Annotated in this window: 21 protein-coding genes; 5 read left to right on the top strand and 16 right to left on the bottom strand. The window is 44.3% G+C overall.

What is annotated here, in order from left to right; translation table 11 throughout:
* Positions 1–81: 81 nt before the first annotated feature.
* The 6 genes from BUR09_RS00950 to BUR09_RS00975 form a co-directional block, all read right to left on the bottom strand.
* A complete protein-coding gene (locus BUR09_RS00950; protein WP_074215100.1) occupies positions 82–936 on the bottom strand; it encodes a hypothetical protein in 855 nt (284 codons plus the stop codon).
* 126 nt (positions 937–1,062) lie between these two features.
* Positions 1,063–1,395: an SMR family transporter gene (locus BUR09_RS00955; protein ID WP_074215101.1), complete on the bottom strand. Its 333-nt coding sequence runs from the start codon at positions 1,393–1,395 to the stop codon at positions 1,063–1,065.
* Positions 1,388–1,726, bottom strand: coding sequence for a DMT family transporter (locus BUR09_RS00960; protein ID WP_074215102.1), 339 nt, complete (start codon positions 1,724–1,726; stop codon positions 1,388–1,390). Before BUR09_RS00960 ends, BUR09_RS00955 begins: the two co-directional genes overlap by 8 nt.
* Before the next feature lie 217 nt (positions 1,727–1,943).
* The gene (locus tag BUR09_RS00965) at positions 1,944–2,528 is read right to left on the bottom strand and encodes a bifunctional nuclease family protein (protein WP_074215103.1); all 585 of its coding nucleotides are present in this window, start codon (positions 2,526–2,528) and stop codon (positions 1,944–1,946) included.
* Positions 2,522–3,877, bottom strand: a complete 1,356-nt coding sequence (miaB, locus tag BUR09_RS00970; protein WP_074215104.1) for a tRNA (N6-isopentenyl adenosine(37)-C2)-methylthiotransferase MiaB — start codon at positions 3,875–3,877, stop codon at positions 2,522–2,524. The genes BUR09_RS00965 and miaB overlap by 7 nt, the downstream gene beginning before the upstream one ends.
* Positions 3,878–3,920: 43 nt before the next feature.
* Entirely contained in the window at positions 3,921–4,163 is a 243-nt protein-coding gene (locus BUR09_RS00975) for a hypothetical protein (protein WP_074215105.1), read from the bottom strand.
* A 258-nt stretch (positions 4,164–4,421) separates the two neighbouring features.
* On the opposite strand from BUR09_RS00975, the gene BUR09_RS00980 reads away from it, so the two are divergent.
* Positions 4,422–4,625, top strand: coding sequence for a heavy-metal-associated domain-containing protein (locus BUR09_RS00980; protein ID WP_074215106.1), 204 nt, complete (start codon positions 4,422–4,424; stop codon positions 4,623–4,625).
* Between the two features lie 164 nt (positions 4,626–4,789).
* On the opposite strand, the gene BUR09_RS00985 is transcribed toward BUR09_RS00980, so the two are convergent.
* The 3 genes from BUR09_RS00985 to cutA all read right to left on the bottom strand — a co-directional run bounded on the left by BUR09_RS00985 (position 4,790) and on the right by cutA (position 6,940).
* A complete protein-coding gene (locus tag BUR09_RS00985; RefSeq protein WP_074215107.1) occupies positions 4,790–5,269 on the bottom strand; it encodes a ferritin-like domain-containing protein in 480 nt (159 codons plus the stop codon).
* A gap of 419 nt (positions 5,270–5,688) precedes the next feature.
* Positions 5,689–6,615 (bottom strand): carbohydrate kinase family protein, encoded by a 927-nt coding sequence (locus BUR09_RS00990; protein ID WP_074215108.1) that lies wholly within the window; start codon positions 6,613–6,615, stop codon positions 5,689–5,691.
* A gap of 13 nt (positions 6,616–6,628) precedes the next feature.
* The gene (gene cutA, locus BUR09_RS00995) at positions 6,629–6,940 is read right to left on the bottom strand and encodes a divalent-cation tolerance protein CutA (protein ID WP_074215109.1); all 312 of its coding nucleotides are present in this window, start codon (positions 6,938–6,940) and stop codon (positions 6,629–6,631) included.
* Between the two features lie 269 nt (positions 6,941–7,209).
* Between cutA and nth the strand changes: the two genes are divergently transcribed.
* Positions 7,210–7,863: an endonuclease III gene (gene nth, locus BUR09_RS01000; protein ID WP_074215110.1), complete on the top strand. Its 654-nt coding sequence runs from the start codon at positions 7,210–7,212 to the stop codon at positions 7,861–7,863.
* Here the strand turns inward: nth and BUR09_RS01005 are convergent.
* The 4 genes from BUR09_RS01005 to panC all read right to left on the bottom strand — a co-directional run bounded on the left by BUR09_RS01005 (position 7,860) and on the right by panC (position 11,495).
* Positions 7,860–8,636 carry a DUF4344 domain-containing metallopeptidase gene (locus BUR09_RS01005; protein WP_175565965.1) on the bottom strand — a complete coding sequence of 259 codons (777 nt, stop codon included), beginning with the start codon at positions 8,634–8,636 and terminating at the stop codon, positions 7,860–7,862. The genes nth and BUR09_RS01005 overlap by 4 nt on opposite strands.
* A gap of 123 nt (positions 8,637–8,759) precedes the next feature.
* Positions 8,760–9,929 (bottom strand): methionine adenosyltransferase, encoded by a 1,170-nt coding sequence (metK, locus tag BUR09_RS01010; RefSeq protein WP_074215758.1) that lies wholly within the window; start codon positions 9,927–9,929, stop codon positions 8,760–8,762.
* A gap of 16 nt (positions 9,930–9,945) precedes the next feature.
* Complete coding sequence (locus BUR09_RS01015; protein ID WP_074215112.1) at positions 9,946–10,635, bottom strand: DUF502 domain-containing protein; 690 nt, start codon at positions 10,633–10,635, stop codon at positions 9,946–9,948.
* Positions 10,636–10,646: 11 nt separating this feature from the next.
* Complete coding sequence (gene panC / locus BUR09_RS01020) at positions 10,647–11,495, bottom strand: pantoate--beta-alanine ligase (RefSeq protein ID WP_074215113.1); 849 nt, start codon at positions 11,493–11,495, stop codon at positions 10,647–10,649.
* Positions 11,496–11,669: 174 nt separating this feature from the next.
* Here panC and BUR09_RS01025 point away from each other — a divergent pair, with 174 nt between their 5' ends.
* Positions 11,670–12,269, top strand: coding sequence for a hypothetical protein (locus BUR09_RS01025; protein ID WP_074215114.1), 600 nt, complete (start codon positions 11,670–11,672; stop codon positions 12,267–12,269).
* A 351-nt stretch (positions 12,270–12,620) separates the two neighbouring features.
* On the top strand, positions 12,621–12,884 hold the full coding sequence (locus BUR09_RS01030; RefSeq protein WP_074215115.1) for an RNA recognition motif domain-containing protein: 264 nt from the start codon (positions 12,621–12,623) through the stop codon (positions 12,882–12,884).
* 49 nt (positions 12,885–12,933) lie between these two features.
* Here the strand turns inward: BUR09_RS01030 and BUR09_RS01035 are convergent, their stop codons facing one another.
* Positions 12,934–13,707 (bottom strand): substrate-binding periplasmic protein, encoded by a 774-nt coding sequence (locus BUR09_RS01035; protein ID WP_074215116.1) that lies wholly within the window; start codon positions 13,705–13,707, stop codon positions 12,934–12,936.
* A 118-nt stretch (positions 13,708–13,825) separates the two neighbouring features.
* On the opposite strand from BUR09_RS01035, the gene BUR09_RS01040 reads away from it, so the two are divergent.
* Positions 13,826–14,437, top strand: coding sequence for a DUF2238 domain-containing protein (locus BUR09_RS01040; protein WP_074215117.1), 612 nt, complete (start codon positions 13,826–13,828; stop codon positions 14,435–14,437).
* Positions 14,438–14,579: 142 nt separating this feature from the next.
* Here BUR09_RS01040 and BUR09_RS01045 read toward each other — a convergent pair whose 3' ends face one another.
* Positions 14,580–15,617: a permease gene (locus BUR09_RS01045; RefSeq protein ID WP_074215118.1), complete on the bottom strand. Its 1,038-nt coding sequence runs from the start codon at positions 15,615–15,617 to the stop codon at positions 14,580–14,582.
* Positions 15,618–15,798: 181 nt separating this feature from the next.
* Positions 15,799–16,140, bottom strand: coding sequence for an ArsR/SmtB family transcription factor (locus BUR09_RS01050; RefSeq protein ID WP_074215119.1), 342 nt, complete (start codon positions 16,138–16,140; stop codon positions 15,799–15,801).
* Between the last annotated feature and the right edge of the window lie 177 nt (positions 16,141–16,317).

Here is a 16,317-nt window from a genome sequence, read left to right on the forward strand (position 1 = left end):
ATTTTGGGGATGGCTGAAGAGGTCGTGCTCATTTGATACTAAAGTAAGAAAAAGGTGAGTGGCATTTGCCACTCACCTTTTTTATTTTTGTCTAGAACCACCAGCGGCTATTTTTTCTTTAATAGCGGTGAGCAGGGTTTCTTTTAGATCGGGACGTTGAAGAACTGTCAGGTATGATTCAAGAAAAATTTCAGATTCTTCTAAATTAGCATCGTAGTGTGTACAGAAAAGGCTGTGCAGCACTGCGTGCTTAGCGCGTTTTAGGTTTACAAAACGCCATGGGTAGAAGTTGTCGAAGTCATAAAAGTGTAGATCATATGTATCGCCATTAGGGCGCACAGAAATGTTTTTGTCTGTGTCTTCTGTGTAGATTCCGAGGTTATGAAGCTCTGCCATTTTTTTCCCAAAGAGGATGAAGAAGGCATTACGCTTTTCCTGAGTGAAATCGTGCAGCATGTCACGGAAGTCGTAGAAGTAGATATCCGTGTCCCTGAGCTTACGAGTAAACAAAACGGTTTCTGTTCCTGGATGGAGTCTGTCACCGGAAAGCAGGGCGAGTGGCTCTGTTGTCGGCATATTGTTCTGCATCAGGTAGCACATTGTGCTGAAATTACGTCGTGCTTCAGAAAAGAAGAAACTATGCAGCAGGGTGTGCTTGTAGTCGTTACGGGTGTAAATTTTGGGAAAAATCTCAATGTCGTCGACTGTAAATGAAATATCGTTAAGCGCTTCACGCTTTTTGTTTTTTGAATGGAATTCATCAGGAAGTGCATTTGTGCGAACTTCCGCCCATGCTGCTTTGAGCTTTTCAATGAATGCATCTGAAATATGTGGCGCTATACGCCAGACGCGGGCGCCGTCTGACATCGATCTGCCGTTGAAAAGCGCAGCCATGTTTTTAAGAGTGGTGATTGCTGGGGAATCTGGTCTACTCATGTGTGTCACCTGTTATATCTATAATCAAAATGTCTGTGGCGTCATACCATAAACAGTAGCGAAAGGGTATATAAGCTTTTTTCAATTAAAAACAATGTCTTGCTACTTTGTTTGTCGATGCGTTTTTTAGTGCACTGGTGGTGTGGTGACGTTAATAAGTATGATTCCGAGAATCATAAGCAGGATCGGTGGAATTATGCGTGGACTGAGATGCACATGAAAAATGACTCGATCAACAATAAAGCTACCCGCAATGCCACCTACTCCCCATAGTGCGTATGCAACAGAAAGATGGAAATACGACAACGCTGGCTTAAGCATTAAAAATGCACCGATTACAAGCAGAATGGAAAGTATGCCCCAGCGTTTTATGGAAAAGCCTTTGGAGCGTTTAATAGCCCAGTTGGCGGCAATGTCTAATCCTATGGAGCTGAGAATCCAGAGTAAGGCATTAATCATTGGAGTACCTTATAGCGTGATGCAACCAAATAAGTCCTGCCATTACGCAGGCGATACCGATAATCTTTAGTGGTGGCATAGGCTCGTTGAACAGGAAAAAGCTTGTCATGGCAACAAGAGCCAAGCCTACGCCTTCCCAGCAAGTATAGGCAATGCCAAGAGGAATTCGTATTACGGCCTTTGACAGCAGGTAGTAGGACAGTGCGATAAATAAACTGGTGGCAACCATACCTATCCGTCCGGAGTGGATGTCATCAAAGGCTTTAAGCGATGTTGTCCCTGCAATTTCACTTATTATTGCGGCTAACAGGAACAACCAATAGCGGAGCATAATTCCTCCTGATGATTGAATGTGCGTAGATGTCGAGAGTCTTTTGGGATGATAGTTCATTGCAAGTATCCAGAGCTATGAGAAGTATGATGCACAGGTGGCAAAGGAGGCAACGAGGCATAGAAAAGTGGTAAAAGGGAAGTATCATCCTATGGTTAGAAAAGGTAAATAGAAATTATGCATAAAAAAAACGCTCTACTGTGTAGAGCGCTTTTTCTTACATTTTGTATTTTGTATCCGGCTGCATTTTTTTGAGCAGGTCGGCTAGAGAGTCATCATCTCTTTTTTGTTCTGCCGCCTGTGCAATGCGTCTTGAGTCGTTTTGTGACTGCCGGTCGTTCTGGGCAGAGCGCATCATCTGCGCTGCACCATCTGTTGCAAGATCATTCGGTTGTGGAGAATTATCTGGTCCAGTGCCAACCGCATCCAGAACAGACTGCGATACCAGAATTGGGATACCGGCGCGTAAAGCTAGTGCAACACCGTCGGATGGTCTGCAGTCTATACGGCTGCGTTTGCCATCCATGTCGACATCCAGTTCCGCAAAATAAGTTCCATTTTCAACGCGAATAATATCTACTCCCAATAATTGGGCACCTAGTTCTTCTATGCTCTTGAGCATTAGGTCATGCGTCAGGGGGCGTGGAACATCTACCTGGTTCAGGAAGATGGAAATAGCCATGGCCTCCATTGCACCGATCCAGATATTCAGCATTTTTTCGCCTGCTGGATCTTTCAGCATGAGTATGGGAGCTCGAGTTTTCTTATCCAGCGAAAGTCCGGCGACTTCCATTCTTACCATGTGTCTCCTGCCTTTTCAGCAATGAGAGTGTGTCTTGTGGCTTTGGTAACAGTTACTGGAAGAATTTTTCCTGTAACATCCTCACCTGCTGGCAGTGTAACGATCACCAACTGACCATATACATCCCGACCTTGCCATGACACGCCCTCGGTTCCGGGACGCCTGCTGACTCCTTCGAAAAGAATGTCCAGTTTTTTACCTACCATAGATTGCAGGATGCGTTCAGTATTATCAGTCTGCCATGCTTGATAGCGTGCAAGACGGTCCTGCATGACCTTCTTGTCTACTTTATTTGGAAGCATTTCTGCTTTTGTACCTGGACGGTCGGAGTAGTTGAAAGAGAAGCTCTGGGCGTAGTCTGCAATTTTAGCAACACGCATGGTTTCAAGGAAGTCTTCTTCAGTCTCACCAGGGAAGCCGATGATCATATCAGTGGTTAACTGGATGTCAGGACGGACAGCTTTCAGCTTATCAACAATAGTGAGGTACTTTTTCACATCGTACTTGCGCCCCATTTTTTTCAAAATGGCATCGGAGCCGGACTGAAGCGGCAGGTGAAGGCGTGGACAGAGAACATCGAGTTCACCGAATGCCTTGATAACTTCATCGGCAATATCTTTAGGATGTGATGTGACAAAGCGTAGACGCTTGAGACCGTCCAGCTCTGCAATTTTGTACAGCAGTTCAGTGAAAGAAGTACCGTCTCCATGGCTGTCTTGTCCAAAGGAGTTCACGTTCTGGCCGAGCAGGGTGATTTCTTTGGTGCCGCGGGCGAGCAACGTTTTACACTCATCAATGATAGCCTGTGTCGGACGGGATTTCTGGCGCCCACGAGTGTACGGAACAATGCAGTACGCACAGAAGTTGTCGCAGCCGGTCATGATGTTAACGAAGCTGGAAACTGGGGCTGTCTCAGAATCTTCCCAGTTTCCGTCGCGATCTGGATACTCTTCAGAGAAATCAAGCAGGCTCATGCGCAGGGACGGGTCTTCTACAAGACGGTCAAGAGCCTGTGGAGCAGAAGAAAGTCCATCAGTACCAAAAACAAGGCGTACCTGTTTGAACCGTTTAAAGAATCCACGGCCTACTTGTTGCGCAACACAACCGCCAACTGCGACGATAATGTCTTCGCGACCTTTGGTCATAACATTGATACGCCCAAGAAGGCTGTATACTTTCTGCTCAGGCTTTTCTCGAACAGAGCATGTGTTTACGATGAAGACAGAAGCATCTTCCGGATTTTCGCATTCCGTAAAGCCTCTGGATTCAAGGGTACGTTTCAGCCAGTCAGAGTCATTGACGTTCATTTGACAGCCAAACGTCATTATATGAAATTTACGTTCAATCATAAAAATATCTCATTATCGCCTGCAGGTGCAGGCGGGGAGTGTTCTACTGAGGAGAGTCTGTATTGTTATCTTTGCGGAACATTTCCGGTACCGGTTCGCCAGGTGCACGCATTCCGCCAATGGCAAAAAGCGCCATAGGAATTATTAGGCACAAAATTCCCCAGAAAAAAGGGTTGCGTCCTTTTTTGTGAGCAAGGGCTGCGCCGATGATTCCTGCAATAGACCAGATAATAAACATGTAAATATATCCGGTATTGGAAAAATCAAGTGCCAGCATATCGTTCATGACAGCTCTCCGTAAAAAGTATCGTTACCGCGTGAATGCGGTGAGTATCAATACGGTATAACAGTAGTGGGTGCAAGTGAAGTAAGTGGTATTTCCTATTGGCATAGTAGGAAATAGGCGATACGTTGAACGTGTATATTTCTTTATTTTCAGTAGGGTATCTGCACTAAAACTGGTGATTCTAGAGCAACACAGGGTGCTACCTGCTAATGACTATTTGTTTCACCAATCACATTACGCAAGTTGGAGGAGAACATTATGGCAACATTAAAAGTATCCGGAATGAAGGGACCTGATTGTGCTGCTACTATTTCTGAAGTTGTAAAAACTGTTGATGGAATTGAAGTAGTGAACGTGAACTATGCTACAGGTGAAGTAACCTATGGCCCAACAGAGTGTGTTGACCCTGACCTCATTGAAGAGATGATTAAAGAAGCTGGCTATGAGCCAGAGGATAGCTAGTTTCGAATATTAGTTTTTGATTTAATGGAAAAGGCTTAGAAGGAAAAGCTTCTAAGCCTTTTTTTGCGGGTCCCAAAGAATGTAGTTTGTTCCGTCAGCCTGCGGGCGGGAACAGTTTTATTATCTTTCGATGTTAGAAAGAAAAGTCGTAATCACGGGGGCGGCTATAGCTTTGTGTACATGTTTTGTAATCTGATTAGATGGAGCCTTTCTTCTTGAATGCATTCCCGAACAGCTTCTTTTTCAGAGTCCGGCACAAAGGATTCCATTTCAACGAAAAATAGGATGCTGTCCTTTTCAAAGCTCATTGCCATTCTTATGGCCTCTTTTTCGTCTTCCATGGCAGCCATACGTCTTTCAACTGCTTGGTCGGAGAAAAGAGCGTGGGATTCTATCAGTCCTTGAATGTAAGAACCGTACTCTTCGTTAGTAGCCCATGCAGGAAGTTCAATTTCCCCAAGTCTGTCTTGAAGGGATTGGAAAATTTTTTGGTGCTTCGTTTCCTCAACTGCTAAGTAATGGAAAAGTTCGCAAGTCTCAGGAGTCTGGGCGGCCTTTTCCAAACGTAGATAAAATTCTCGGCCTTTCTTTTCTATTTCCACTGCAAACTTGGCTATTTCATTAGCTCGGAAAAAACTCGCCATGGTATCTCCTTATGTTGGATGTTGTGTGATATGAGTAGTTTAGCGCTAAGTTTAAATTATAATTCACTGGGTAACTAACATTATTTGCACAGGAAAAGTTTGTATCGTCAATGTATATGTATTTCCTGTCATTGTTGCACTGTTCTGCGAATTATTCTTTTGCTGAATAGTTAGGTGGTTTCGCCGTGACGTGTTGGCTGGTTGGAGTCAGCCGTGGAAACAAGCCTTATAGTATAACATTTGATCGTTTAACCTAGCTCCATAACTGGTGCTTACTTCGCTGTAAAAAAAAGAGGATGCGACTTGGTTAGTCGCATCCTCTTAAAAAAATGAGAAAGCAAACGGTTATGAGTGTGCTTTTTCAAAAAATTATCTGAGCCGTCCGAAATATGAGAAATCGGCGACTACATTATATGAGCTTAAGCGCCGAATGCCTCAGCATAGCGAGCGTCAAATTCTTCCTGTGTGAAGGTGTGTTCACGGGTTCCGTAGTGTTCTACACAGAAACTTGCACTCACAGCACCGAGTTTTGCAGCTTCTTCTACGGACTTACCGTTGATGATACCTTTGAGGAGACCTGCTCGGAATGCATCGCCACAACCGGTTGGGTCTACTACTTTAGTAGGTTTTGCAATACCAACTTCTACTGGGCTGCCGTTGTCGATACGGGAGCCGTTTTCAGCAAGAGTGGTGATGATGTAGTCACATTTCTTGAGAAGTTTTTCTTTTGAGAGACCGGTAGCGTTTTTGATGAGCTCAAGTTCGTAGTCATTAGATACGAGCATGTATGCTCCTTCGATGCACTCAAGCATTTCCTCACCGGAGAAGATGGTGATCTGCTGGCCCGGATCAAAAATGTAGCGAATGCCTTTTTCTCGGAAGTACTTAGGCAGATTCATCATGTCATCTTTGTTGCCCGGTGCAATGATCGCAATGTCATTTTCCTTAGAAAGGGTCGGGAACTCGTAGTTACATGGGTGAATCATTGCACCGGGATGGAAACCGGTGATTTGGTTATCGCTCTGGTCTGTTGTAATATGAGCACTTGCAGTAAAGAGGTCGTCCACAACGCGGATGCCGTCGAGTGGCAGATTCTGTTCTTCCATCACTTTTTTGTAACGGTCAAAATCCTTACCAACGGTGGAAAGAACGGTTGGTTTTTCGCCGAGCATTGCGAGAGAATGGGCAATGTTTCCTGCGGTACCGCCAAGTTTTTCTTCCAGACGTTCGATGAAGAAGCACACGTTGAGCATGTGAATTTTGTCAGGGAGAATGTGGTCAGCAAATTTGCCGTCGAAGTTCATAATGCGGTCATAGGCGATAGAGCCGAATACATAAGTTGCCATTGGATTAATGCTCCTAGCGGGTTTCGTGTTCAATCCAGGACAAAAAATCAGGATTTCCGCCCGTGATTGGTACAGACAATATACATGGGACGTCGTAGCTATGGAGTTCTCGTACTCGTTTGGTGAGCGCGGTTACCTTATCTTCCGAGGTCTTTGCAATCAAAACTACTTCATGTGCTGATTGCACTTCGTTTTCCCAAGTGTAGATTGACTCCACGTTGGGAAAAATGTTGATACATGCGGCGAGGTTTTGTGAGACAAGTTCCTTGCCGATAGACCGTGCTTCTTCAGGAGTGGGAGCCGTCATATACACGAGAAAAGACATGATATCTCCGTTTTTGTTGAAGTGCGTTGAGCAACAGCGCGACAGTACAAAAAGTCATGGATGAGGGCAATTGTTCAGCGTGCTGTAACTGGAAAAAATGCTGGCAAGTATTGTGAACCTTCGACTTGCAGAGATCACAACTTGCCAAAGCAGCTTTCTGCTGCAAAACTGTCAAAAAGTATAACGAGAATTGCATAAGCTGTTGAGTGGTTATTTTACGCCGTTATGTTGAAAAGATAATGATAGCCGATGGCTTTTGCGGAGATGAAATGCGTAAAAAAGAAAGAGCGCTTGAAATGCTGGCGCGATTACATAAGCGATATCCAACTAAAACTACCCACCTACACTTCACAACAGTTTGGGAACTCTTTGTAGCTACGGTTTTGTCAGCCCAATGTACTGATGAGCGGGTGAATAAAGTTACACCGATGTTGTTTGAGCGTTGGCCAACCCCTTATGAACTGGCGGAAGCAGAGGTTCAGGACGTAGAAGAGGTTGTACGTTCCACTGGCTTTTACCGCAATAAGGCAAAGAATATTGTTGCTGCTGCAAAGAGAGTTGTGGAGGTGTATAACGGAGAAATTCCAAAAACTTCTAAAGAGCTCACCACGCTTGCAGGGGCTGCAAGAAAAACTGCAAACGTTGTTTTGTGGAATGGGTATGGCATCAACGAAGGGATTGCGATTGATACCCATGTAAAGCGTATAGTTTTTCGTCTTGGGTTAACAAAAGAAACTAATCCGACCATTGTAGAAAAAGACTTGCTTCCGTTATTTCCAAGGGAAGAGTGGGGCTTTGTAAATCATATGCTGGTTTCTTTCGGGCGTGATGTATGTATTGCCCGAAGCCCACAATGTGATGTTTGCGAAATGGAAGAGTTTTGCCCTAAAAAAGGTTTACGCAGTCGTACGGATAAATCTTAATCTGGCAATGGAATGTTGAAAATTTGTTCCCACTGCTTGTGGTACTTGCGAAAACGTGGCGGACAGATGGCGTCACTGTTTACAGGTAAGTCGGCGAGTAGCTCTTTGTACTTGTTTGGATTATTGCCGTAGATAAGGCAATTAATTTCTTGAACGCGACGGATGTCATTTTTTGTATTGAGGGTGGATTCAGACTCAGTTGCAAGTAGTTGAAATGCCTTGGCTGCACTTGCTGCTATGTCTGCGCCATTTTCGTATGCGCTGATAAGAAGGATAGCCGAGAGATTGTCTACGGCTCTTTCTTCCATTTTTTCTGCAATTCCTGTTGATTGAGAATATATTACGGCATGTCCTAATTCATGGTATATGGCGTGATGTAGTGTGTTTAATGCAGATGTAATGGGATCTTTTTGGTCAATATATTTTTTGGAAGTAAAAAGGTCTCTTGTGTTGCTGAAAAATTCATAGGGAATTTGAATTTCCAGTTTTCCGTTGTGCAGTACGGTAAAGTGCGGGCCGATTTGCGTGCCGAAGCGTAAGACTACGTCTTGCGAAAGTAGATTCCACTCTTCCACAATCTGGGCAACTTCTTCGGCAACTTCAGATTGGTGAATCATACGTGCCGCAGCGACATCTTCCGGTTCAGGAAGTTCGTACACGATGCGTAATTTTCCTTTGGCAGTCGCAGCTGTTGGGAAAATAATCGCACAACTAGCTAGAAGTACAAAAAAAGCTGCTACGGTACGGAACATATAGCCATGATATTTACGCATATCGGTACTGTAGCGTGAGTCCTTGTGGATATCAATTTCTATTGCCTTCATTGAGGGTGTGTTAAAATAAAAAAAGGGTGGAGCTTTTGGCTCCACCCTTTTTTTATTTTAATATAGCTAGCACTAGATTTTCGCAGCAGTGCGAAGTGCTTCAACCGCGTCGGTTGCTTCCCAAGCGAATTCAGGAAGTTCACGACCAAAGTGGCCGTAGCATGCTGACTTTTTGTAGATAGGACGTTTGAGGTCAAGAGTCTTGGAGATGCCGTAAGGGCGAAGGTCAAATACTTCCTTAACAGCTTTAGTGAGGATTTCATCTGGAATTTCAGAAGTACCGAAAGAAGTAGCCAGAACGGATACAGGTTCAGCAACGCCGATAACGTATGCAATCTGAACTTCACAAGTTGGTGCGAGGCCAGCAGCAACAACGTTTTTAGCGATGTAACGACCCATGTAAGCAGCAGAACGGTCCACTTTGGAAGGGTCTTTACCGGAGAATGCGCCACCGCCGTGGTGACCCATGCCGCCGTAGGTATCCTGAATGATTTTACGACCGGTAAGACCGCAGTCACCCATAGGGCCGCCGATTACGAAACGACCAGTGGTGTTGATGAAGATACGAGTAGCGCTGTCGATGAGCTCTTCAGGAAGAGTCTTTTTGATAACTTCTTCGCGGATACCATCAACGATATCGGACTGAGATACGCCGTCGTTGTGCTGGGCGGAAATAACAACAGTGTCGATACGGGTTGGTTTGCCGTCGATGTATTCAAAAGAAACTTCAGTCTTGCCGTCAGGGCGGAGGAAGTCGAGGTCGTTGTTTTTACGGGCAGCGGTGAGACGCTCGGAAAGTTTATGGGACCAGTAGATAGGAGCTGGCATAAGGGTAGGAGTTTCGTTACATGCGTAACCAAACATCATGCCCTGGTCACCTGCGCCCTGCTCTTCTGGAGTTGTCTGGTCAACACCCTGTGCGATGTCTGGAGACTGTTTATCAATAGAGGAGAGAACTGCACAGGTATCAGCGTCAAAGCCCATGTCAGAGCTTGTGTAGCCGATTTCGCGGATAGTGTCGCGAACGATGGAAGGGAAGTCTGCGTAGCCAGTGGTGCTGATTTCGCCAGCAATTACAGCCATACCGGTGGTAACGAGAGTTTCACAAGCAACACGACATTCAGGGTCCTGAGCCATGATAGCGTCAAGAATAGCATCAGAAATTGCGTCAGCAACTTTATCAGGGTGGCCTTCAGTCACAGACTCAGAGGTAAAGAGGTATTTACCTTTGTTGTTGATCATCATTATGGAAGCTCCTCTATTCAGATGATGTGTTTGTGATTAAATTTTTGTTATCTTTCAACTCTGGCGATTCAGGATTAAGTATGCCGCCTGAGATGAGAATTTTAAAAGCGTCTTCGACGGAGAGATCAAGTTTGATAGTGTCCTCTACAGGAACCATTAGATAAAAACCGGAAGTAGGGTTTGGTGTTGTGGGAACAAAGATGTTCAGCACATTTTCCTTTGTCTTCCGTTGAATCTCACCGACAGCGACACCGGTAACAAACGCTAGGGCATACAAGCCCGGGCGTGGGTATTCAATAAGAACAACTTGCTTAAACTCTTTTGCAGGACTTTTAAAGACGCTAATGAAAAGTTGATTTGTAGCAGCATAAAACCGGTTTATTCCCGGTAACTTAAGGATCGCCTTTTCAATAGCTCGTGCGATAGCTTTACCCACATAGTTGCGGACCAGTAAGCCGGTAGTCAGCAAAATGATAAACACAAGTATGATGCCGGTTCCGGTTTCGGGAATTCCTATATGTTCAGGAAGTCTCATGGGGTCCGGAACCCATTTCCATGCGTTATCTGCCCATCGTAGCAGGGTTCGCAGGATGAAGACTGTTACGACTATAGGCGCAAGAAAAAGAAAACCGGCAATAAGGTTACCACGTAAAAAGTGTTTTATTTTCTGCCAAGGTGTTCGTTTTTCCGGCGTTGCAGTCATGCGTTCTCCATTTACAGGTAGAATGGCCAGTTGTCTAACAGTCTTGCTTTTCCAACATACACGGCTACGGCACACCGTGCTTTATCGGTAATTGTTGTGACCGGTTCAATCGAATCCGGATCAATAAATTCTAAATAATCTTCTTTTCCTAGTGGCAGGTGCTCTTTCCAGTAGCTACGGATGACAGCCTTAAGCTTTTCAACATCACGTTCACCTTGTTTAAAAGCCTCAGCGCCGGCTTGGATACCAGCATTAAGATGCTTGGCTTGTGCCCGTTCCTCCTGTGTGAGGTATGCGTTTCGGGAGCTCATGGCAAGGCCGTCTTCTTCACGAATGAGCGGACCATTAATAATGGTGGTCGGAAGGTTCAAGTCGCGTGTGAGACGGCGGATAATTGCAAGCTGTTGCCAATCTTTTTCGCCGAACACAGCATATTCCGGCAGGGTGAGTATCAGCAGTTTTGTAACTACGGTTGATACGCCCCTGAAGTGTGTAGGACGGGTAACAGAACACAGTCCCTTGGCAAGCTGTGGAACCTCTACCCAGGTTGCATGATCTTCAGCATACATGCTTCCCTTTTTAGGGATAAAAAGAATATCTGCACCCAATGCACGGGCGTCGTTTGCATCGCCTTCGTGATCGCTCGGGTAAGCATCAAGGTCTTCGTTAGCTCCGAACTGTGTAGGGTTTACAAAGAGACTGACAATTAGCTTGTCAGACTTCTCACGGGCAATTTTCATAAGGTTTTTATGGCCTTCGTGGAAGTAGCCCATGGTTGGAACAAGACCAACCTTGACGCCTTCACAGCGCCATTGGAGACAAATTTTTTGTAGTTCAGCAGGTGATGTGATTATTTGCATATCAATTTATCCAGATATATTTGAGAAGGTAATATACGCATCGTAATAACTTGTCTAGCTAAAAAAGGAAGAAAGGATATTATAGTTCGCTGTGGTTAGGGCTCTTGCTAGTGTAAATCGTTTGTGTCACACCTGACCCTGTAAATGCTTTTTAGAGAGAGGACATACTGCCCGATGGAAGCTTTGTTTCAAGGAAAACTCGATAATTTTTGTGCATTTTACGCAGTGCTCAATGCAATGCAGCGAACTCATGGCCTAAACCACTGGGAAGCTCGCAAATTGTTTCATGCTGGCCTGATAAGCTTTTCACAGGATATAGAGCACTGGGAAGAAATTGTCTGCAACCGCACCGACTACATTGAGGAAGTTCAGACTTTTCTCAACGTGATAAAAAAGGAAGGTACGCCAGTACATTATACACGACCTTTTCCTGATGGGAAGGCTAGTATTGCAGAGGTTCTTAACGTTATTCGTGAGTGGAGCCCGATCAATAAGGACAAGGGGGTAACTCTGTACGATCAGTCTGAAGGTAAGGCTGTTGTTTTGCAATTTAAACGTTTTTTGCCGTTCCGAGGTGCGCCGCTTATAAGTCATTGGACTGCCGTAAAAGAATATGCGGGGGCTGAGGTTCAGTTCTTAGATTCAAGCTTGGAGAAATCAGCGACATATGCACTACCGGAAAACGGGTTTTGCACCTGTGAAAAAGAAGTAAAGCAAGGCCGACTTTTTTTAATTAACCCCGCAACAATTTATCTGTTGGATTCTAATCCATAGACGAAAAAGGCAAAGGTTTGCAATGTCCTGAAAAGACAGTCTATTTGTTTTTTGTGCTGTATTTTTCAGTTATATTTTCATTTGGGTCGTTAGTAAGTAAAATATTTTATTTTCAAATGTTTGGTAGTTGTGCTACGAGTATTACTCTTGGGATGACGCAAGCAATGAGTTGTCACCTCGATTTTTAGACAGATGTCAAGCGTAGTTACGTTGGTAGCATTACGCTAAGCATAGGTAGAGTACAGGTTTCTGTATTTTGTACCATTGGTTTGGAGAAGGTTGAATCTGTGTGGGATTCAAACCTCTTGTAGGTGCGTACGCGCATTCCTGTTTTATTTTTGGAGTTTTTTCGTGTCTAAGAACATTTATGTTGGCAACCTTGCCTGGTCTGTTGGTAATGATGATTTGCGTGATCTTTTTGAAGAGTACGGTGAAGTTTTATCTGCTCGCGTGATTGAAGATCGCGAAACTGGACGCTCACGTGGCTTCGGTTTTGTAGAAATGGAAGATAATGGTGCTCTTGAAGCTATTGATGCTCTCAATGGCAGCGTACATGGAGGACGTAACCTCAAAGTTAATGAAGCACGTCCTCGTGAACGTCGTCCTCGTTACTAACGAACAGTAAAAATGAAAGCCCACCTTATAGGTGGGCTTTTTTTATGTGCTACTGAGTGGGATTATAATAGTATCTTGCTTTGTCATAAATAGTTTTTGTTTCATCTGTATATGTAAATTGATCCATTGCTTTTTGAAAGTTATCGATAAAACTTTGGGGCACAGCGTCATTAAATAAAAAACCGTTCGGTACCGTTTTTATTACGGAAACAATGTGTAAATCTGAAGTGTTGCCACCAATTTGACGATAATTATGTACGACGCTTGGGATACTTCCTACAAGAAGAGGGGCCCGCTCTTTATGGAATTTTATAACTGTGTTGGCAAAGCTTGTTCCGTATTCAAAATTATCGTCAGAATAGCCACCTTCGCGGAGTAAGTGCAAGATGCTTGAAGTTTTTGTTACACAGATTCGTGCATTTTTTAGTTGGAATGATGATGTGAACTGATTTGCGTTCTTTTTCAGTGTGAAAAGTACAATCTTAAAAGAAAATGGTGTAGCAACAGAGCGGTAGGTTGCTCTTCTTTGTTTTGTTAAAACTACAGGGAAAAGACAGGTTGGTGTTTTTGTGTTGAAGTATTTAATAGACCGTGCCCAAGGTTGAACCTTTACTTTGTGTTCTGGAATATGCATTTGTTTCCAGATGTATCTTACAAGATCTATATTGTACCCTGTCAATATTCCGTTGTGAGTATAAGCAATCGGAGGAACTTCTTCTGTAATAAATTGCACTTGGTTACTATAGGCTGGCAACGGGCGAAGTGAAAGGTGAGTAATGTATATTGCGATTACTGCGAGAAAAACACGAAATCGTAGCTGCATGTGTGCCCCGTATATATGCTGAACAATGTTTTTTTTATGTTAAAAGTAACTTTTTTTTACTATAGGCTCCTGATACCTTTTGCAATATGTTATCACGATGTACTAGTTGGAGGAATACATGCGTCGAATTTTTACTGCACAACATTTTCCATTCATCCTTGCTGCCGTGTTTATTGTTTTCTTTGGGCTGATGGGAATCTCGCCAGTTTCCCGAGAGGTCTGGATTGCTGAGGTTATTCCTGTTGTCGCTATTTTTCTTTTGCTCTGCATTACATTTCCATTTTTTAGGTTCTCTAATGTATCCTATGGCCTGATGGCTGTTTGGTTATTTTGGCATACAATAGGCGGGCATTATACCTTTGCAGGAGTGCCATTTGAATGGGTATCAGATCTTTTTGGATTCGAACGGAACCATTTTGACAGGATTGGACATTTTTCTGTCGGATTTTATGCATACCCAATTGCAGAGTTGTTTGTTCGTAGGAAGCTTGCCGGACCAATTGTTACAACACTTTTCGCATTGTTTAGTATAATGTCAGTCGCGGCGGCATACGAGATTATTGAGTGGCAATATGCTGTTATTGAAGGTGGTAAAGCTGGTATTGAGTTCCTTGGCAGTCAGGGGGATGTATGGGATGCTCAGAAAGATATGTTTGCGGACACGCTTGGTGCGCTTGTGATATTGGTTTTATTCTGGGTGTTCGGTAAACGTTGGGGCAGCCGTGGATAGTCGGAAATGACATTACTGGATTAAGTGAGTCTGGCTTGATGCGTTGAAGTGGCAGGCATAGGCAGCTTAACTATATAGTACTAAAAAAGCGGCATGGAACAAACCATGCCGCTTTTTCATTTTTAGAGGGGTTGTGAGCCGGTTAAATGACAACGTTAAACAGGAAGCCAACAAGTAGAATGCCGGATGCTACGATAGAGACATAAATGGTGATGAGTTTAGTGCTGAGCACTTTTCTGAGAATAACCATTTCAGGAAGGCTGAGTGCTACAACAGACATCATGAAAGCCAGTGCTGTGCCGAGAGCTGCACCTTTGCCGAGTAAAGCAGATACGATAGGGATAATACCTGCTGCACTTGCATACATCGGCACGCCGATAACTACAGCAGCAGGAACACTCCACCAGGCCTCTTTACCCATGATTGACGCCATAGCTCCTTCTGGAACATAGCCGTGGATACCGGCACCTACAGCGATACCGATGACAATGTACATCCATGTCTTGCCCAAAATATCTACTACAGAATCCCACGCATAGTCTAAGCGGTGCGCAAAAGTTGGGTAGACTGGGGCCTTGTTGTTGCCGTCATCACGAATTTGACGAACCCATGGTTCCAGCATGTGCTCCAGCTTCATCTTACCGAGAATCCAGCCTGCAATAACCGCAACGGTTACGCCAGTTACAAGATACAGCGCAGCAACTTTGAATCCAAACAGGCCGTAAAGTAAAACAAGCGCAATTTCGTTTACCATTGGTGCTGCAATAAGGAACGAGAACGTAACGCCGAGCGGAACGCCTGCAGCCACAAAACCAAGAAAGAGCGGTACGGCAGAACAGGAGCAGAATGGGGTAACAATACCCACACATGCTGCAATGACGTTGCCGATAGATTCTTTTCCGCTAAGGTGTTTGCGGCTACGCTCCGGGGTAATCCAAGTGCGCAATACGCCTACAGCAAATACAACCAGACTCAGTAACAGCAGGATCTTTGGAGTGTCATATAAGAAGAATTTTATTGATTCATAAAGATGACTTCCTGCTTCAATACCTGGGATCATTCCCGTGAGGGTTTCAGCAATGTATGTCAGCTGTGAGTAAAGAATTCCCCAGCCGATTAGCGTGATTGTTCCGACAATGGCATAGAACGAAAGTGAAAAACGAGCTTCTTTGTTTTGCACCGATGCAGAACCGCATGCACACGGAGATTCAAAGGGGTTTTCTGGTGCAGCAGTGCCTGTCTTTGGAGCGCCAAAAGCCTGGGCAGCGAACTCGCCGCCTATATTTGGGCTTCAGCAGGGGGCTTTTTTTTCTTTGTTCTGGAGTGGTGTGATTTCAAGTGGTTTCATGATCATACCCTTGTTAAAGAATGTTTTTTGTCTTTTTCAAGGCAAGTAAGTTTGTTTGTAATATAGCAAATTCGCCGTCTGTTCTTACAGCCTGCAGTAGCAGTTCTAAAAACGTTATAATATGTTTGTCAGTGCTGTCAGTTGCGAGGCGGTAATGCGTCCAACCGCCTGCCTTGCGTCCGATTGTGAGGCCGGCATCTGTACACTGTTTTAAATGACGGGAAATTGTAGGCTGCGCGAGCCCCATAATTTCCACTATGTTGCACACACAGAGTTCTCCACCTTGTAGTAAGCCAAGGATGCGGACTCGTGTGGGGTCAGATAGTGTTTTGGTAATTTTGATGAAGTTGTTCATAAATTCTCCCGAATGCACATTTAGCAATATGGCTATATGTGCATGTTGTCAATATGCTGCAATGAGAAAAGTGCGGCTGTACAGCATAGCGCAAAGAGCGTATGTGTTGCGGCGAGTACTTTTATTGCGAATGTATTGATGATAAAGGTAAAGAATTTAGAGCTAAGAGAGTTTAAT

Source organism: Halodesulfovibrio marinisediminis DSM 17456, from assembly GCF_900129975.1.
GTDB classification, from domain to species: domain Bacteria; phylum Desulfobacterota; class Desulfovibrionia; order Desulfovibrionales; family Desulfovibrionaceae; genus Halodesulfovibrio; species Halodesulfovibrio marinisediminis.

Bases quoted from the DNA above. Each gene is read 5' to 3' on its own strand.
- BUR09_RS01035 (WP_074215116.1), bottom strand. From the start codon at position 13,707: ATGCAGCTACGATTTCGTGTTTTTCTCGCAGTAATCGCAATATACATT.
- BUR09_RS00975 (WP_074215105.1), bottom strand. From the start codon at position 4,163: ATGAACGATATGCTGGCACTTGATTTTTCCAATACCGGATATATTTAC.
- BUR09_RS00960 (WP_074215102.1), bottom strand. From the start codon at position 1,726: ATGCTCCGCTATTGGTTGTTCCTGTTAGCCGCAATAATAAGTGAAATT.
- BUR09_RS00965 (WP_074215103.1), bottom strand. From the start codon at position 2,528: ATGGTAAGAATGGAAGTCGCCGGACTTTCGCTGGATAAGAAAACTCGA.
- BUR09_RS00980 (WP_074215106.1), top strand. From the start codon at position 4,422: ATGGCAACATTAAAAGTATCCGGAATGAAGGGACCTGATTGTGCTGCT.
- BUR09_RS00990 (WP_074215108.1), bottom strand. From the start codon at position 6,615: ATGGCAACTTATGTATTCGGCTCTATCGCCTATGACCGCATTATGAAC.
- BUR09_RS00950 (WP_074215100.1), bottom strand. From the start codon at position 936: ATGAGTAGACCAGATTCCCCAGCAATCACCACTCTTAAAAACATGGCT.
- BUR09_RS01005 (WP_175565965.1), bottom strand. From the start codon at position 8,636: ATGCGTAAATATCATGGCTATATGTTCCGTACCGTAGCAGCTTTTTTT.
- miaB (WP_074215104.1), bottom strand. From the start codon at position 3,877: ATGATTGAACGTAAATTTCATATAATGACGTTTGGCTGTCAAATGAAC.
- metK (WP_074215758.1), bottom strand. From the start codon at position 9,929: ATGATCAACAACAAAGGTAAATACCTCTTTACCTCTGAGTCTGTGACT.
- nth (WP_074215110.1), top strand. From the start codon at position 7,210: ATGCGTAAAAAAGAAAGAGCGCTTGAAATGCTGGCGCGATTACATAAG.
- panC (WP_074215113.1), bottom strand. From the start codon at position 11,495: ATGCAAATAATCACATCACCTGCTGAACTACAAAAAATTTGTCTCCAA.
- BUR09_RS00985 (WP_074215107.1), bottom strand. From the start codon at position 5,269: ATGGCGAGTTTTTTCCGAGCTAATGAAATAGCCAAGTTTGCAGTGGAA.
- BUR09_RS01025 (WP_074215114.1), top strand. From the start codon at position 11,670: ATGGAAGCTTTGTTTCAAGGAAAACTCGATAATTTTTGTGCATTTTAC.
- BUR09_RS01040 (WP_074215117.1), top strand. From the start codon at position 13,826: ATGCGTCGAATTTTTACTGCACAACATTTTCCATTCATCCTTGCTGCC.
- BUR09_RS01015 (WP_074215112.1), bottom strand. From the start codon at position 10,635: ATGACTGCAACGCCGGAAAAACGAACACCTTGGCAGAAAATAAAACAC.
- BUR09_RS01050 (WP_074215119.1), bottom strand. From the start codon at position 16,140: ATGAACAACTTCATCAAAATTACCAAAACACTATCTGACCCCACACGA.
- cutA (WP_074215109.1), bottom strand. From the start codon at position 6,940: ATGTCTTTTCTCGTGTATATGACGGCTCCCACTCCTGAAGAAGCACGG.
- BUR09_RS00955 (WP_074215101.1), bottom strand. From the start codon at position 1,395: ATGATTAATGCCTTACTCTGGATTCTCAGCTCCATAGGATTAGACATT.